The 15,283-nt window shown below is 35.4% G+C and carries 20 protein-coding genes; 10 read left to right on the top strand and 10 right to left on the bottom strand.

From position 1 onward, the window contains the following. Window positions 1-231: 231 nt before the first annotated feature. Complete coding sequence (locus AC0L0O_RS26605; protein ID WP_003287198.1) at window positions 232-444, bottom strand: hypothetical protein; 213 nt, start codon at window positions 442-444, stop codon at window positions 232-234. Here AC0L0O_RS26605 and AC0L0O_RS26600 point away from each other — a divergent pair. Continuing rightward, window positions 341-724, top strand: coding sequence for an S-Ena type endospore appendage (locus AC0L0O_RS26600; RefSeq protein WP_227455518.1), 384 nt, complete (start codon window positions 341-343; stop codon window positions 722-724). The genes AC0L0O_RS26605 and AC0L0O_RS26600 overlap by 104 nt on opposite strands. A 56-nt stretch (window positions 725-780) precedes the next feature. Here the strand turns inward: AC0L0O_RS26600 and AC0L0O_RS26595 are convergent, their stop codons facing one another. From AC0L0O_RS26595 to AC0L0O_RS26580, 4 genes are all read right to left on the bottom strand, one after another. Next, window positions 781-1,125: a DUF3992 domain-containing protein gene (locus AC0L0O_RS26595; RefSeq protein ID WP_000525811.1), complete on the bottom strand. Its 345-nt coding sequence runs from the start codon at window positions 1,123-1,125 to the stop codon at window positions 781-783. Window positions 1,126-1,145: 20 nt separating this feature from the next. Then, window positions 1,146-1,514 carry a DUF3992 domain-containing protein gene (locus AC0L0O_RS26590; RefSeq protein ID WP_001277529.1) on the bottom strand — a complete coding sequence of 123 codons (369 nt, stop codon included), beginning with the start codon at window positions 1,512-1,514 and terminating at the stop codon, window positions 1,146-1,148. 110 nt (window positions 1,515-1,624) lie between these two features. Then, entirely contained in the window at window positions 1,625-2,230 is a 606-nt protein-coding gene (locus AC0L0O_RS26585; protein ID WP_000435019.1) for a DedA family protein, read from the bottom strand. A gap of 10 nt (window positions 2,231-2,240) precedes the next feature. Beyond that, window positions 2,241-2,522 (bottom strand): YkvA family protein, encoded by a 282-nt coding sequence (locus AC0L0O_RS26580; RefSeq protein ID WP_000733844.1) that lies wholly within the window; start codon window positions 2,520-2,522, stop codon window positions 2,241-2,243. A gap of 352 nt (window positions 2,523-2,874) precedes the next feature. Here AC0L0O_RS26580 and ku point away from each other — a divergent pair, with 352 nt between their 5' ends. After that, window positions 2,875-3,687, top strand: a complete 813-nt coding sequence (gene ku, locus AC0L0O_RS26575) for a non-homologous end joining protein Ku (RefSeq protein WP_000557719.1) — start codon at window positions 2,875-2,877, stop codon at window positions 3,685-3,687. Window positions 3,688-3,704: 17 nt separating this feature from the next. Here ku and AC0L0O_RS26570 read toward each other — a convergent pair whose 3' ends face one another. Both AC0L0O_RS26570 and AC0L0O_RS26565 read right to left on the bottom strand, forming a co-directional pair. Next, entirely contained in the window at window positions 3,705-4,484 is a 780-nt protein-coding gene (locus tag AC0L0O_RS26570; protein ID WP_000440963.1) for a DUF2935 domain-containing protein, read from the bottom strand. A 14-nt stretch (window positions 4,485-4,498) separates the two neighbouring features. Then, entirely contained in the window at window positions 4,499-4,858 is a 360-nt protein-coding gene (locus AC0L0O_RS26565) for a VOC family protein (RefSeq protein ID WP_075396513.1), read from the bottom strand. 94 nt (window positions 4,859-4,952) lie between these two features. On the opposite strand from AC0L0O_RS26565, the gene AC0L0O_RS26560 reads away from it, so the two are divergent. The 4 genes from AC0L0O_RS26560 (at window position 4,953) to brnQ2 (ending at window position 7,557) form a co-directional block, all read left to right on the top strand. Beyond that, window positions 4,953-5,168 (top strand): spore coat associated protein CotJA, encoded by a 216-nt coding sequence (locus AC0L0O_RS26560; protein WP_000362188.1) that lies wholly within the window; start codon window positions 4,953-4,955, stop codon window positions 5,166-5,168. A gap of 8 nt (window positions 5,169-5,176) precedes the next feature. Continuing rightward, entirely contained in the window at window positions 5,177-5,440 is a 264-nt protein-coding gene (cotJB, locus tag AC0L0O_RS26555) for a spore coat protein CotJB (protein ID WP_001075543.1), read from the top strand. 12 nt (window positions 5,441-5,452) lie between these two features. Next, on the top strand, window positions 5,453-6,022 hold the full coding sequence (cotJC, locus tag AC0L0O_RS26550; RefSeq protein ID WP_000265278.1) for a spore coat protein CotJC: 570 nt from the start codon (window positions 5,453-5,455) through the stop codon (window positions 6,020-6,022). A gap of 218 nt (window positions 6,023-6,240) precedes the next feature. Continuing rightward, the gene (gene brnQ2, locus AC0L0O_RS26545) at window positions 6,241-7,557 is read left to right on the top strand and encodes a branched-chain amino acid transport system II carrier protein BrnQ2 (RefSeq protein WP_473786186.1); all 1,317 of its coding nucleotides are present in this window, start codon (window positions 6,241-6,243) and stop codon (window positions 7,555-7,557) included. 44 nt (window positions 7,558-7,601) lie between these two features. Here the strand turns inward: brnQ2 and AC0L0O_RS26540 are convergent, their stop codons facing one another. The 3 genes from AC0L0O_RS26540 to AC0L0O_RS26530 form a co-directional block, all read right to left on the bottom strand. Then, window positions 7,602-8,606, bottom strand: a complete 1,005-nt coding sequence (locus tag AC0L0O_RS26540; protein WP_000269971.1) for an ABC transporter permease — start codon at window positions 8,604-8,606, stop codon at window positions 7,602-7,604. Window position 8,607: 1 nt separating this feature from the next. After that, window positions 8,608-9,474: an ABC transporter permease subunit gene (locus AC0L0O_RS26535; RefSeq protein WP_000239698.1), complete on the bottom strand. Its 867-nt coding sequence runs from the start codon at window positions 9,472-9,474 to the stop codon at window positions 8,608-8,610. Between the two features lie 88 nt (window positions 9,475-9,562). After that, window positions 9,563-10,297 (bottom strand): YwaF family protein, encoded by a 735-nt coding sequence (locus AC0L0O_RS26530; RefSeq protein ID WP_000388693.1) that lies wholly within the window; start codon window positions 10,295-10,297, stop codon window positions 9,563-9,565. Window positions 10,298-10,507: 210 nt separating this feature from the next. Between AC0L0O_RS26530 and AC0L0O_RS26525 the strand changes: the two genes are divergently transcribed. From AC0L0O_RS26525 to entC, 4 genes are all read left to right on the top strand, one after another. Continuing rightward, on the top strand, window positions 10,508-11,611 hold the full coding sequence (locus AC0L0O_RS26525; RefSeq protein ID WP_428889807.1) for an efflux RND transporter periplasmic adaptor subunit: 1,104 nt from the start codon (window positions 10,508-10,510) through the stop codon (window positions 11,609-11,611). Continuing rightward, window positions 11,608-12,282 carry an ABC transporter ATP-binding protein gene (locus AC0L0O_RS26520; protein WP_000609099.1) on the top strand — a complete coding sequence of 225 codons (675 nt, stop codon included), beginning with the start codon at window positions 11,608-11,610 and terminating at the stop codon, window positions 12,280-12,282. Before AC0L0O_RS26525 ends, AC0L0O_RS26520 begins: the two co-directional genes overlap by 4 nt. A 26-nt stretch (window positions 12,283-12,308) precedes the next feature. Continuing rightward, complete coding sequence (locus AC0L0O_RS26515) at window positions 12,309-13,460, top strand: ABC transporter permease (protein WP_472926255.1); 1,152 nt, start codon at window positions 12,309-12,311, stop codon at window positions 13,458-13,460. Between the two features lie 447 nt (window positions 13,461-13,907). Then, the gene (entC, locus tag AC0L0O_RS26510; protein WP_473786203.1) at window positions 13,908-15,281 is read left to right on the top strand and encodes a cell wall-binding protein EntC; all 1,374 of its coding nucleotides are present in this window, start codon (window positions 13,908-13,910) and stop codon (window positions 15,279-15,281) included. Window positions 15,282-15,283: the final 2 nt, after the last annotated feature.

Genomic DNA, 15,283 nt, shown 5'->3' with positions numbered 1-15,283 from the left:
TTAATGTCGTTTAAATAATAAATGAATTTTATTAGATTTTTGTAAATATACAGTTAATTAAAGATTAACTCCAACATTCTTCTTACTATTGTATACAACCACTTTTTGTCTAAAAGAGTCTGAGCATTCTTTTCCCTTGTTTATTCACATATAATCTTTTCTATAACATGAATAATAATTTAAGTTTTAAGCCTATTAGACAATCTTAATTTTTCACATTTTCTTCTTTTTTTAACACATCGGCCATGCTTCTACATTTAATAGTAGTAAAAGACTACTTAAAAAGGAGGGGGGTGTATTGAAGAATAAAAAAAACATTGGCTGTTTTGCTCCTTTATCTATCATTTGCCCAGACCCTTGTCCATCGACCCCTCCTCCAAATCCAAATTGCGAGCGAGTAACGAATGAATTTGCAGGAAATTTCCTCATAACGAATAACACCATGCCCTCTGCCAAAGGTGCATCACAATCGATGATACTGTGGCAAAGTGATGGAATACTACCTATATCAGGTACTGTCTCGGTTTACAATAGTACTAGCAGCACAGAAGCAATTACAATTGAAATCGTTGGAGCAGTAACCAATATTTTCACTATGTTTCCTGGTAATACAATATCGTACACAGGAAAAGACTTACAGTCAGTTAGTATTGCTAATATCCAACATAATCCTTCACTATATTTAGAAGGCAAGTACTGTTGCCAATTTACATGCTGCTTATAGAATACCAATTTCATTACTTTCTCAATCAAAAAAGCATACCATTTACGGTATGCTTTTTATGAAATTGGATAACGTACTGTAATACAAAACTCGCCTTGATTCACAGTTGTTCCTGTCGTAGTGATTTGGACAGTAGTAAAATATCGTACAGTGAAAGTACCACTACTTTGCGGCTGTACAGTAATTGTATCAACTACTGTAGCACCTACTAAAAAATCAACTGTAATTGGAGCCGCACCTACATCATATTTCACGTAACCTGAACCATATACTTCTTGCGTAATATTATTTGTATATACAATTTGAGTACCAGCACCTGTAATAGACCAGTCTGTACATACTTGATCTTGTACAAGCGTTTTATTAGAACAACAAGACAAACTGGAACTTCTCATTCCCATTTTGATCCTCTCCTATTCTGCTATGAAAGTGGATAACGTGTTGTAATACAAAATTCTCCCTGATACGTTCCAGCAGGCGTTGCAGGTAACACAACTTGTATAATATCAAAACGCCGATACGTAAACCCGATACTCGTTCCTGGGTTTAATGTTTGTGTATCTATTACAGTACCAGCAGAATCAAGCGCCTCTACAGTAATTGGTCCTGGTCCAACATCATATTTAACAAAACCAGTCCCCACTACGTTTTGGTTAATATTATTTGTATAGAGAACATTATCAATTGCTGTTGCAACTACAGTAGCAGACCACGGACTACACACTTTATCTTGTACATAATTTTTATCTGGACAACAAGTTAATGCTGCCCCTGAGCACTCACAAGACATAGTTGTTTCCCCTCTCTCTTTTATATTCCCTATATGTGTATGTCCTTCAGAGTCTTTTGCCTGTACTATTCATCTATTTTCAAAAAATATACAAATACCAATACCAATGACTAGATAGATTCCGTTCTGTTTCTTTTTTTCATAAATTTATAGATTAAAATACCGCCGACAACGATAACGACGACTAGTAATATCGGTAGCATATATTGCCCCACAACATCCGCCGCTTTTTCCCAATGCGGACCTAATTTCATTCCAAAATAGACATATAAAGTTGTTAACGGGAACATTGCTACAAATGTATAGATACTAAATTTCCATATGTTCATTTTCGCCATACCACATGGAACAGAAATAAGCGTTCGAACGCCAGGTACAAAGCGTCCAACAAATGCTACAACTGGTCCATATTTCTCAAAGAAATCATCTGCTTTTTGAATTTGTTCTTCTTTAATAAAGAAGTATTTCCCGTACTTTATTAATAGAGGACGACCACCGTAATAACCGAGTGCATATAACGTTAACGGTCCTGTCGTTCCGCCAAGTGTTCCAGCTAATACAGCTAGCCAAAAATTCATATCTCCCTCGTATACCCAATACCCAACCATAGGCAAAACGACTTCTGCCGGAATAAATTCAAACGTTAAAGCCAATACAACTCCAAAATAAGAAAACTGCTTTAAAAACTCAATTATATCTAAAATAATTTGCTCCATATTTTAACTCCTATCCTACGTTCACATTATGCTTTTCTTGTAATTGAACTGGCGCCATTTTTACAATTCGGTTCAAAATAAATAACACAATCCCAATATCATCTAAAATACCGATGAACGGTAAGAAGTCTGGAATTAAATCGAGCGGCATCGCTACATAACCAACTAAAAAAGCAATGGATAAGATTTTCTTCTTTATTGAAACCTCTTTTGAAGTAAAAAAGTCAAATAGGAATGGAACAAATCGGCGAACATGAAATACAACTCTTAATCTACTAATAAGTTTTTTCATTTTTATTTCTCCTCTCTTTGTATACAAAAAGGCCCCTACCAAATATGGTAAGGGTCTTAAAAAAGACAATAAGGGGCCTTTACCATTGCTGGTAAAGGTCTCACTAACAACGAAACGTTGCCAATAAAGCCGAGGGTTTCTCCCTGTAATGACGACTTTACTGTAATAAGTTACTCCCCTTTATATACACAATTTTATACAATCACATTAAAATATTTTAGAGGGCTTGTCAATATATTTTATATTCCAATCCCTTCTGCTTACCCTTACATAAAAAACAAAAAACGTATAGGAAATTTCTTACTATCTCATAATATACATAATCATTTTTGAATGAAAGGAGAGGCCTCATTTGCATACAGTATGGAAAGGTGCACTTTCACTTGGACTATTAAATATAGGAATTAAACTATATAGCGCCGTAGATGAAAACGATATAAAATTTTTAAGCCTCCATAAAGAATGCTTAACACCTATTAAATATAAAAAATTCGCTCCCGATTGTACAGATGAAGAAGTCGATGATAAAGATATTGTAAAAGCCTATGAATACGCACCTCATAAGTACATTATTATGGATGAAAAAGAATTATCTGCGTTGCAAAAAGCTCACGAACCACGATCTATTCGTATTATATCTTTTATCCAAAATAACGAAATTGATTCTGTTCTCTATGATCGTTCTTATTTTATAGGTCCCACTCCAGGACACGAAAAATCGTATCTATTATTAAAAGAAGCTCTTGAACGTACGAATAAACTTGGTCTTATCTATATTTCCATTAGAAAAAAACAACATTTAGCTATTATCCGTAACTTTGAAGATGGACTTATGTTGCAAACTATTCACTATCCTAATGAAATTCGCGATATAACAAATATACCTAACTTACCAAGTAACGAAAATTATCCGATTCAAAAACAAGAACTCACCGCAGCTATTAATTTAATCCACCATCTTACAAACCCTTTCGAGCAAGAGTTATATACAGACGAATATAAAGAAGCTCTTACCGAATTAATCGAAAATAAAATTGAAGAACAAGAAAAAACGGAAACCATCTCTCCTGCTCCAAACATCATCAATATTATGGAGACATTACAGGCAAGTATTGAACAAGCAAAAATAAAAAGAGACAATAAAACAGAAAAAGAGGCCAAATAAAATTGACCTCTTTTTCTTTAAAGCGGATTACATTTCGGCATTTCGAGTCCAGATGATTGGGCTAATTTTAATAAATAATAACATTCTTCTCTTGCCATATGATCTGCCATTCTCGCTGATAATGCACTTAATATTTCATTTGATAACTCCAATTCTTCCACTTCATGTAAAAAATGCGAAAATAATTTTAGTTCAAGTGACACATCTTTTGTAAACTTCTTTAATGCAGGAAAATGATGAAGCTCTGTTCTTAAATATCCCGTCATTTCAACTGCCTTCAAATAAAATTGTTCAAAGTGCTTCTCGAATTCTTCACTTTTCTCTTTTAATCTTTTTTCAACAAGATCTAACCCACCAGAAATAGAGCCTGCATGACCAGCTGCATCTGTTAACCAAACGAGATGATAATGCAGTTCATGAAAAACAGGTGGAACTTCTCCCTTCTTCAAAAACTCTAAAACCGTTATATACTCTTCCACTTCGTTTACCATATGATTAATAAAAGTCGGCGTAAAATGAATAGTAATTTTTCCTTCCAACTGTTTCTGTATAATATTTAATTTAAACATTCGTATTTCCTTAGCGGCTTGTTCCGCCTCTTTGGAAAATGCCACGAGATTCACATTACGAACTTTATTTAACAGATTTGTAAATAGCTCAACAAAATAAGTCGCTTTTTTTATATCTTCTTTTTCCTTCGGAGCTAACGCATCAAGTAAAAATTGCGCATGATCACTCAGCACTTTTAGCCAAAATTGATGCTCAAACAACGCGCTTTCTTCATAATTTCTCTCCACCAAATCCCCTCCGTTTATTCATCCTTCTCCACCACTTGAAGTTTATATCCATCTGGGTCTTGTACTACAATACTCTTGGCACATTCATTTTCTGTATATAAAATTTCATAAAACGCTAGCTTCTTTTTCAATTTCTCTATGTTAGAAATCATAAATGTTAAAACCTCGCATGAATCTGTAACACCTTTTTCCCGCCCACCTAACATGCGATTCATGACAAAACTAATTCTCTTTGAATCAGAATCATACCAAACTCCCGTTACATCTAATTGAGGTCTTTCTAAACTAGGTTTAATTCCTAAAATCCCTTCATAAAAATACAAAGTTTCCTTTAAATTCTTCACTTCTAATACAATACATTGCTCCACATTCATTCCCCCTGTACCTATTACCTTTTTATATGTGTCATAAATGCCTATTATGTCTGAATACAATACGTAGTGATGAAGAATATAGGGAGGTTTATTAATGGATAAATATATGAAATCATATGTGCCATACCATAGTCCTCAAGATCCTTGTCCTCCTATTGGTAAAAAATATTACTCTACCCCTCCTAATTTATATTTAGGTTTTCAACCGCCAAATTTACCACAATTCTCACCGAAAGAAGCACTACAAAAAGGAACTTTATGGCCTGTTTTTTATGATTATTACGAAAATCCTTATAAAAAAGGGCGGTGACGACTGACGTGAACCAGCCACTACCAGAAGAATATTATCGACTTTTAGAGAATCTCCAAGAATTAGACTTTGTACTAGTCGAACTAACGCTTTACTTAGACACCCACCCAGACGATACAGCAGCTATTAATCAATTTAATGACTTTTCCTATAAACGAAGAGTACTAAAACAACAGATGGAAGAAAAATATGGACCACTTCAACAGTATGGAAATAGCTATTCTAATGCCCCTTGGGAATGGAGCAAAGGTCCTTGGCCATGGCAAATATAAAGGAGAGAAACTATGTGGATTTATGAAAAAAAATTACAATACCCTGTTAAAGTAGGAACTTGTAATCCAGCACTTGCAAAATTATTGATTGAACAATATGGCGGTGCAGATGGAGAGTTAGCTGCTGCACTCCGTTACTTAAATCAACGTTATACAATTCCTGATAAAGTCATTGGCCTCCTTACCGATATTGGTACAGAAGAATTTGCGCATCTTGAAATGATTGCTACGATGGTTTATAAACTAACAAAAGATGCGACTCCTGAACAGATGAAGGCAGCTGGTCTTGATCCTCATTACGTCGACCATGACAGCGCACTTCATTACCATAACGCGGCTGGTGTTCCATTTACTGCAACCTATATACAGGCTAAAGGTGATCCAATTGCTGATTTATACGAAGATATTGCCGCTGAAGAAAAAGCACGTGCCACATATCAATGGCTTATTAACCAATCAGACGATCCCGACATAAATGACAGCTTACGCTTTTTACGTGAACGAGAAATTGTCCATTCACAACGTTTCCGAGAAGCAGTTGAAATTTTAAAAGAAGAACGCGATCGAAAGATTTATTTTTAACACACGTATCCTAGCGATATGTGTTTTTTTTACGTTTAAAGTTAAATCCTTCTTATTAAACATACAAATAGTATATTTATTCGATTTAATGCATTATTTTTTAATTTTTTCAAAATTCCCTATTGCTTTCTAGTCATCAGACCTTTAAAATAATAACAGTTACTCGACAAATTATTTGAATTTTCGACAAAAACACTCATTAGGAGGATTTTCTTTATATGCGTACAACTTTAAAACCAGCGCAAATACTTTCGATTAGTTTATTACTATTCGCAGTTTTCTTCGGTGCTGGTAATATGATTTTCCCGCCACTCCTTGGACTTTCTTCTGGAGAGAACATGTGGATCTCCATTACAGGATTTATTATTACAGACGTCGGTTTATCTTTACTAGCTATCGTTGCTGTTGCCCTAGCCGGCGGTAGTTTTAACACTTTAGCAAGCCGTGTTCATCCAAAATTCGCATCAATATTCGCTATCATTATTTATCTTTCAATTGGCCCACTATTTGTTATTCCACGAACTGGATCTGTATCTTATGAAATTGGGATTGCACCACTTTTCCCGGACCAATGGTACTCTATGTTAATCTTTAGTGCGATTTTCTTTACAGTCGTCTACTTCTTATCATTAAATCCATCAAAATTAGTAGATCATATCGGAAAAATATTAACACCAATTTTACTTGGAATTATTGCAATTATGGCAACAAAAGCGATTCTTTCACCAGGAACATTTACAGAACCTATTGGTGACTATAAAGAAATTCCATTTTTCAAAGGATTTCTTGAAGGATTTTTAACGTTAGATGCAATCGGTGCACTCGTACTATCAACAATTGTTGTAAATGCAATTCGCCAAAATGGTATACAAGAGAAGAAATCTATCGCAAAATATACAATCATTTGCGGAAGCATTGCAGCTCTATTCTTAACAATTGTGTACTTCTTACTCGGTTATATCGGTGCTTCAAACGGCAACTTAGGACAATTCGAGAACGGTGGTCAACTATTAGCGACTGTTATGTACCGCTTCTTTGGGACAAGCGGTAATGTTTTATTAAGCATCGCCATTATCTTCGCTTGTTTAACGACAGCAATTGGTGTTGTAAGTGCATTTGCCAACTATTTTGCAACAGTATTAACAAATGTTTCTTACAAAAAGCTCGTACTATACGTTTGTATTTTTAGCTTCATTATTTCAAACTTAGGATTAAGTTTACTAATTAAAATTACTTTGCCTGTATTAATTATTCTATATCCAATTACAATCATTTTAATTTTCGTATCATTTATCGATAAATATACGAAACGTAAACCTTCTGTCTACATCGGGGCAATGATCGCAGCATTCCTTATTAGTTGTATTCATGCACTTGATAATGTGGGAATGATACCAAACTTTATTGCTAATATTGTACACACCATTCCTTTTTATAATTTAGGAATTGGCTGGATTATCCCAGCCATCATCGGTGGTATAATTGGATACTTTATTCCGCAAACAGAAGCTGAAGGCGAAGTTTCTACAAAATAAAGAAAAGCAGCAAGCATGAGATACATGCTTGCTGCTTTTTATTTTCACATCGTATGCTTAAAAGTAAATAACTCTTCTTTCGACTGCACAACAGATTGTTCCCCTTCTGCAACATCCTTCTTTAGCTCTCCTCCCAACCTTACTTTCATCATCGCCTCTTCGATACTTTTTACAATCATATTTCCTGAAAAAATAGTAAGTCCAAAAAATGTAATCGGAACGAGAGGGATCCACGGATTCACTGTTAATGATCTAAAATAGACTCCAATTAACCCTGACCATTCATGTGTGTAAGATTCTATTTCTTCTATCGGTCCTAAAAACTTAACCGTTCCGCCAAAGAATATTTCTAGTAACCCTAAGTGCAGTAAAATAGTAAGAGTCTGCGTAAACTGCTGAAAAAATACAAGTATAAACGTCATATAAAGATGCGGGAAAAGATGCTTTATAACAATATGTCTTCTCGATCCACCTAATATGCGCGCGGCATCAACAAATTCCTCCGTTCGCAATTTACGAACTTCCTTCGCAACATACAGTGCAATAACTGGCATTACAAGCATTACAAGTAAGACAACTTGAAACGAAGCCCTTTCAAAAAAGGTTGTCGTTTCCTCCCCACTTCCAAATGTACTTGCAAATTGAAGAAAAAAATACGCAATCATAACTGTCGGAATAACTGTAAAACTATCAAAAAAAGACTCAATTTTTGAAAATCCTCTTTTTATGTACGCTCCGAGCACGACACCGAAAAATACACCTATTACCATTCTAAGTGCCGCAATTAAAATAGATATACCAATCGTCCATTTCGCGCCTTCAATGACTAAATGTAACAGGTCATACCCTTTCCGATCTGTCCCAAGTAAAAATTGTAATGAAGGTGAAAAAGGTGGCACTTGTGGATTTTCATCCGCGTCATATTGCAATGTAACTTGTCTAATATGTCCATCATTCCATAACGTATTTCCGATGCTCAAAAGAACTAATAGGAGAAGAAACCCAATGCTTATCCAAAATCTTTTATCACGTTTTATATACGTCCACATATTATAATCTCTCCTTCATCGCAGCCGGAATGAGATAATGAAACAATTTAAATAAAATAAAAATCGGAATATAAATAAGCAGTACACTCACGATAAAAACTTCAACTCTAATACCCTCATACGATTTCAAAAACATAAAAATACCACCCGTATTAAAAATCCATTCTATAATATATAAATTAGATAACATAAAAAAAATATTCGTTTTCGCAAAGAATAATGTACTAAGCAACACATTTCGTAAAATATGACGATTTAAAATATGAAAGCGCCCCAGCCCTTTCGCCTTAGCAAATAGTACATAATCTTTTTCTAGTTCATTTTCAAAACGAAGCACGACCATTTTTACAAACATAATCGTAGTCGGGATGCTCAAACACAATATTGGCAACCCCCTAATCGACTCGCCGCCAATTGAAGCAATTTGAAAAGGTAAAAAACCTGTTTGTTTAAAAAACCATACAACTAAAATTTGTGATACTAAAATAAGAAGGATATCTGGAATGGATTCTAGAAAGATAAGAAATGATTTAATTCGATGTTGTATACGCGGTGAACTACTCATAATTACATAAACAATACAAAATGCTACAAATAATGAAATAAAAAAAGCAGCTAAAAAAATAATAATCGTTTCTTTATAATGGACGAACAGCTGCGGAAATAAAAATTTACCTCTCACATATTGCAAATTAGAAATATCCATTAAGTTCACAAACACTTCTTTTAAACTCTGTATGTACTTTGATACATCCAGCTTAAATCCATAAAACAATTTCGGCAGAGCCCCTAACATAATAATCCCCAAAATCGAAATAAGAAATTGAATCGTCACTTCCATCCCATTCAGAAAAACTTTTTTGACCACGTTTTCCCTTCTCTCTTTATATAATTTACTCTCTAATTTTATTCTTAATTTTCTGAATTGTAAATATTCACACAAAAAAATCACTAGGTTATGATCCTAGTGATTCTTTATGCGTATGCCCTTCTCTTTTCGCAAACGGCATATACAAAATAAAACATCCAATAAGCGCTGCGAGTTCTAATGAAATAATATAGTAAGGATGCGGTCCTAACATATCAAGTAATGAAGCTGTTTCTGGCTTATGAGCTAAAAACATATAATTACCGCCTGTTTTATAATTTACAAACGAAACAATTGGAATCAATATGTTTAAAAATATCATTGTGCGTTTAATAGATTGTACTGTCGGACGATATCCTTCCACCCAAGTCATAAAGAGTGGTGCCCAAATGAGCAATATATGCGCGATAAAATATTCAATGAAACGAAAATGCGGAAAAGCATACTGCAAGTTTGGCGTTAAAATAGCTTGTGATGCACCAATAATTCCCGTGAAAAATACAATCTCATATATGCGGTAACTTTTCGTTACGATCATAATCGACGCTAATAATAAACTAATCGTACATAACTCAAACGGTAATGAAGTGGCTAGCTCAAAAATCCCTGCTTTCCACTCCCACATATGCAGTCCAATTTCACTCCCTATAAATAAAATTGCAATCGCATATCGAACCGTTATATTCCACTCATTTTGACGTAATACATCTTGGTATTGATATAAAAAAACGATTCCCACCAACATAATAAATAATATAATGGCATGTTGCCTTGAGTAGGGAATAAACGGTTTTAATGGATGCGCACTAAAATAAGCTTCCATCTTCCTTCCTCCTCTCCTTCATACAATATTATTGTAAGAAAAAAACACGCGTCAATTCATTTGCTTACAATAAGACAACCTCTACCTTACATTTACATATTCATACCTTACAAAACTGTAAGGTTATTGTAAGCTAAAACGATTTGTCAGATTCTTCACCTCTTCTATACTGAATGTAGATACTAAAACGAACGAAAAGGTGATAAATAGATGAAGAAGAAAAATAAAGTGTTAATTACTAGTGTAGTAGCAATCGGAATTGCAGCTGGATCATACTTTGCATTTGCTGGCGGCGGTTCAGAAGTAGCAATGGCATATAGCGGATATAAAGTAACAGAAAAACAAATTGAAAACGCGCAAAAATTTGGCGGTGAAGTTATTCCAAACGGCATCGAAACAATTTCATTTGATCCAACAAAAGGAACGTATGAATTAGCTGTAAAAAAAGGCGATGAAGTAAAAAAAGGGCAACTTCTTTTTAAATACAATGACCCTGCTGCTAAACAAGGTGTAACAGAAGCAGAAATGCAAAAGAAAATTGCACAAAAAGAAGTAACATTGTTCCAAAAACAAATTGATGCAGCGAAACAAAAACTGCAAAAAGATAAAAATGCAGGTCTTCCGGCTGAAGCATTAAAAGCATCAGAAATCGAGGTACAACAATTAGAATCACAGCTTGAAATGAAAAAGTTTGAAGTTGAAAAATCTGATGAAATGATTAAAGCTGCAAAAGAGAGAGTAAACACACTTTCTGTAACGAGTCCTGCTGATGGCGTAATTGATGATATCGTAAAAATTGCTGATGAAAAAACAGGTATGAGCGGTATTACACTTCGTCACGCTGGCCCATTTAAAGTAAAAGGTCAACTTTCTGAATATGAGCTTGCTAGTATGAAAGTTGGGCAAGAAGTAACTGTTTCTTCAAAAACGGTCGCTGGTAAGACTTGGACAGGAAAAGTAACAGAAATCGGTTCTACACCATTAAAGAGCATGGACGAAAACAAAACAGTTTCTAACTATCAATTCACTGTCACATTAGATAATAGTGAAGAATTACAAAACGGCTTCCACGTTTACGTAACGAGTAAATCTGGCGAAGCAACTGGTACAATTGTTCCGAAAAGCAGCATCTTGAAAAAAGGTGACAAAAATGTTGTCTTCGTCATAAAAGACGGTAAAGCGAAAGAACAAGCAGTTACTGTTGAATTCGAGACAGATAGCGAAGCAAAAGTTTCTGGAGTGAAAAAAGGAGAACAAATTATCTCTAAACCGGAAAAAGACTTAAAAGATGGTATGGAGGTTGTCGTTGAATGATTAACTTAAAAGGCATCACGAAATCCTTCCAAAATGGTGCAGAGTCCGTTCAAATATTACACGGAATTGACGTAACACTGAACCAAGGAGAATTCACTTCTATTATGGGACCATCTGGTTCTGGTAAATCAACATTAATGAACATTATCGGTTGTTTAGATAAACCAACGACAGGTACGTACGAACTAGCTGGGCAAAACATTTCAAACATGTCTGAAACAGAACTTGCACATGTTCGTAATAAAGAAATCGGATTCGTATTCCAAAACTTTATGTTATTACCGAGACTTTCAGCACTTCAAAATGTAGAGCTCCCTCTTATTTACGCTGGAGTCGATAAAAAAGAAAGGCGCGAGCGCTCATTAGCTGCTTTAACAAAAGTAGGTTTAGCTGATCGTGCTACTCACCTGCCGAACGAACTATCAGGTGGACAAAAACAGCGTGTCGCTGTTGCACGCGCAATCGTAAATAACCCGAAATTTATCTTAGCCGATGAACCGACGGGGGCACTTGATACGAAAACAAGTACACAAATTATGGACCTCTTTTACGAATTAAATAAACAAGGCTCAACAATCATTATGATTACCCACGATCGTGAAATTGGGGAAGCAGCAGCGCGCCAAATTGTAATTCGTGACGGAAATATCGTCCAAGATTGGAGAGGTTAATTTTGAACACGAGTGAAAATATACGCATGGCCCTTTCCTCTATCTTTGCTCATAAAATGCGCTCTATTTTAACGATGTTAGGTATTATTATCGGTATTAGTGCCATTATTACTATCATTTCAATGGGTGATGGTACAAATGCAAAGTTTAAAAAAGAGTTAGGCCAAGGAAAAGATAACGAAGTAACGATTTACTATAACAATCCTGACTATGGAACAGATAATGCCAAAATTACAGCTGATATGCTAAACCGCCTGCAAACTGTACCAGGCGTTAAAGATGTGTATCCAGATGTAAGTATGAAAGTAAAAGCATCTGCTGGTTCAAAAGATGTAAATCTTGATTTAAAAGGTGGAACAGGCGCCTTTATGACAGATTCGAAAATAAAATTAGTTCACGGTCGTGAATTAAACGACAGTGAGTTAAACCAAGCAATCCCTGCTGTTATATTAAATGAAGAAGCTTTCAACAAATTATTTAGTGGTTGGGAATCAAATCAATACACAGATATAAAAGGAAAGCCGTATAAAATAGTCGGTGTATACCAAACGAAAAACGACTTCGGAATGCCTATGCCTGAAGGTTATACATCACTTGAAAATGCCCCTGTCATTTCGGGAGTAACTGAGTATGACTCTGTAAGATTAACAATGACCTCTCCGACAGAGCGCAAAAGTGTAGAAAAACAAGCCGTTTCTGTTTTAAACGAAATGAAAGCTCCTAAATTTGAGCACAAATTCGAAGCACAAGACTTAGGTGAATTTACGAAGCAATTAGATGAATCAATCGGTATGATGAAGATGGTATTCGGTGGTATTGCCGCTATCTCCTTACTTGTCGGTGGTATCGGTGTAATGAACATCATGCTTGTATCTGTAACAGAACGCACACGTGAAATCGGTATTCGTAAAGCTCTTGGTGCAACGCGTGGTAAAGTATTAACACAATTCTTAATTGAATCTTGTATTTTAACAGGACTCGGTGGTTTCATCGGTTTCATGCTCGGTATCTTCTTCGCTTGGATCGTCTCAATCTTTGCTGGATGGCCACTCGTTGTCTCAAAAGAACTTGGACTTCTTGCAGTAGGTATCTCCATGTTAATCGGTATTATATTCGGTTTACTGCCAGCTAACAAAGCTGCAAAACTGGATCCAATTGAATGTTTACGATATGAATAAACAAAAACGTAGGAGTTTACACTCCTACGTTTTTTATTTATCTATTAAATCGTGTTTCTTCTATTATATATGTTTCACGTTATAAACACCTTTAATTATTTTAACCTACTAAATCTATTATAGAATCCTATTATTGCAAAAATACTATGTGAAAGTCGAAAATCAAGGCGTAATTTTTTCCATACCTCGACTTATTTTGTAACAATTATAGCGATATTTTATTAAATTTTACCTCATTTCTATTTCTCCACAACTAAAATAGTTATTTTTGCATAACTACTTTTCTGTTCCAACAGCAAAATACGTCATTTTTGTAATAGTTACGAAACAATTACGTAACACTATAGAAATAATATTAACCTATCAGAAATTGAAATACTACCTTTTTTATGCATTATATGCTCAAACCTCCCCTAAAAACTATAAGAAAGCGCTTTTAGGATATTACTGGAATTATTACAGAATATTAATGCCCCGTTACGAAAGCTTTGTAATTCTATGTTTTTCGCAAATAAGAAAATAATGGTTGCTATAATGAGGTCAACGAAAACAAATGCAATGGAGGCTATTATGAAAAAATTTATGGGTATAGCAACAGCAGCGGTTTTTGGTCTTGGGATTTTCACAACATCTGCTAAAGCAGAAACAATCGTAACGACTGATGTACTAAATGTACGAGAAAACCCAACTACTGAATCAAAAGTTGTAGGAAAATTATTAGATGGATATAAAGTTAACGTTTTACATACAGAAAACGGATGGTCAAAAGTGAAATTGAATAGCGGTAAAGAAGCTTTCATTAGCGCTGACTACACAAAAGACACTTACTACGTAACAGCTAACGTATTAAACGTACGTGCTGGTGCAAACACAGACTCAGAGATTCTTGGGAAATTGAAACAAGATGACGTAATCGAAACAACACACCAAGTTGAAAATGGTTGGATCCAATTTGAATATAACGGAAAAACAGCTTACGTTCACGTTCCTTACTTAACAGGTAAAGCTCCAGTTAAAGTTCAACCAGTAGTTAAAGCTGAAAAAACAACTACAGTTCAAGATACAGCTAAAGCCGTGGCAACAACTAAAGCTCGTGAAGTAGCTGAAACGCAAGCAAAAGCTAAAGCGGAGGAAGCAACTAAAGCTCGCGAAGCAGCTGAAGCTCAAGCAGCGGCTAAAGCTCGTGAAGCAGCTAAGGCTCAAGAGGCAGCTAAAGCTCAGGCAGAAGCTAAAGCTCAAGAAGCAGCTGAAGCTCAAGCAGAAGCTAAGGCTCAAGAAGCAGCTAAAGCTCGTGAAGCAGCTAAAGCTCAAGAAGCAGCTGAAGCTCAAGCAGCGGCTAAAGCTCAAGAGGCAGCTAAAGCTCGTGAAGCAGCTAAAGCTCAAGAAGCAGCTAAAGCTCAAGAAGCAGCTGAGGCTCAAGAAGCAGCTAAAGCTCGTGAAGCGGCTAAAGCTCAAAAACCAGCTACACAACAACCTGTTGCAAAAAAAACTGAAACAAGTGCACCATCATCTTCTCGTGAGTTACGCGTTGTAGCAACAGCTTACACAGCAGATCCACTTGAAAATGGTTATAAAGCAGGCGACCAAGTAAAATCAGCTTTAGGTCACAACTTAACAGCTAATCCAAACATGAAACTAATCGCAGTTGATCCAAGTGTCATTCCATTAGGTTCAAAAGTATGGGTTGAAGGTTACGGAGTAGCAATCGCTGGTGATACTGGTGGAGCTATTAAAGGAAACAAAATCGACGTTTTAATGCCAGACAAAGGTACATCAAGTAACTGGGGACGTAAAACAGTTACAGTTAAAGTATTAAACTAGTT

This window comes from Bacillus sp. GS3m_15504 (assembly GCF_055825275.1).
Note: the sequence above shows the minus strand (reverse complement) of the source record. Positions and strands in the feature narration are given on the sequence as shown.

Excerpts from the sequence above, each read along its gene's own strand:
- AC0L0O_RS26540 (WP_000269971.1), bottom strand. The coding sequence starts at position 8,606 with ATGTGGACGTATATAAAACGTGATAAAAGATTTTGGATAAGCATTGGG.
- AC0L0O_RS26520 (WP_000609099.1), top strand. The coding sequence starts at position 11,608 with ATGATTAACTTAAAAGGCATCACGAAATCCTTCCAAAATGGTGCAGAG.
- AC0L0O_RS26525 (WP_428889807.1), top strand. The coding sequence starts at position 10,508 with ATGAAGAAGAAAAATAAAGTGTTAATTACTAGTGTAGTAGCAATCGGA.
- brnQ2 (WP_473786186.1), top strand. The coding sequence starts at position 6,241 with ATGCGTACAACTTTAAAACCAGCGCAAATACTTTCGATTAGTTTATTA.
- AC0L0O_RS26595 (WP_000525811.1), bottom strand. The coding sequence starts at position 1,125 with ATGGGAATGAGAAGTTCCAGTTTGTCTTGTTGTTCTAATAAAACGCTT.
- AC0L0O_RS26605 (WP_003287198.1), bottom strand. The coding sequence starts at position 444 with ATGGTGTTATTCGTTATGAGGAAATTTCCTGCAAATTCATTCGTTACT.
- AC0L0O_RS26590 (WP_001277529.1), bottom strand. The coding sequence starts at position 1,514 with ATGTCTTGTGAGTGCTCAGGGGCAGCATTAACTTGTTGTCCAGATAAA.
- AC0L0O_RS26565 (WP_075396513.1), bottom strand. The coding sequence starts at position 4,858 with ATGAATGTGGAGCAATGTATTGTATTAGAAGTGAAGAATTTAAAGGAA.
- AC0L0O_RS26560 (WP_000362188.1), top strand. The coding sequence starts at position 4,953 with ATGGATAAATATATGAAATCATATGTGCCATACCATAGTCCTCAAGAT.
- AC0L0O_RS26580 (WP_000733844.1), bottom strand. The coding sequence starts at position 2,522 with ATGAAAAAACTTATTAGTAGATTAAGAGTTGTATTTCATGTTCGCCGA.
- AC0L0O_RS26585 (WP_000435019.1), bottom strand. The coding sequence starts at position 2,230 with ATGGAGCAAATTATTTTAGATATAATTGAGTTTTTAAAGCAGTTTTCT.
- AC0L0O_RS26530 (WP_000388693.1), bottom strand. The coding sequence starts at position 10,297 with ATGGAAGCTTATTTTAGTGCGCATCCATTAAAACCGTTTATTCCCTAC.
- AC0L0O_RS26515 (WP_472926255.1), top strand. The coding sequence starts at position 12,309 with ATGGCCCTTTCCTCTATCTTTGCTCATAAAATGCGCTCTATTTTAACG.
- cotJC (WP_000265278.1), top strand. The coding sequence starts at position 5,453 with ATGTGGATTTATGAAAAAAAATTACAATACCCTGTTAAAGTAGGAACT.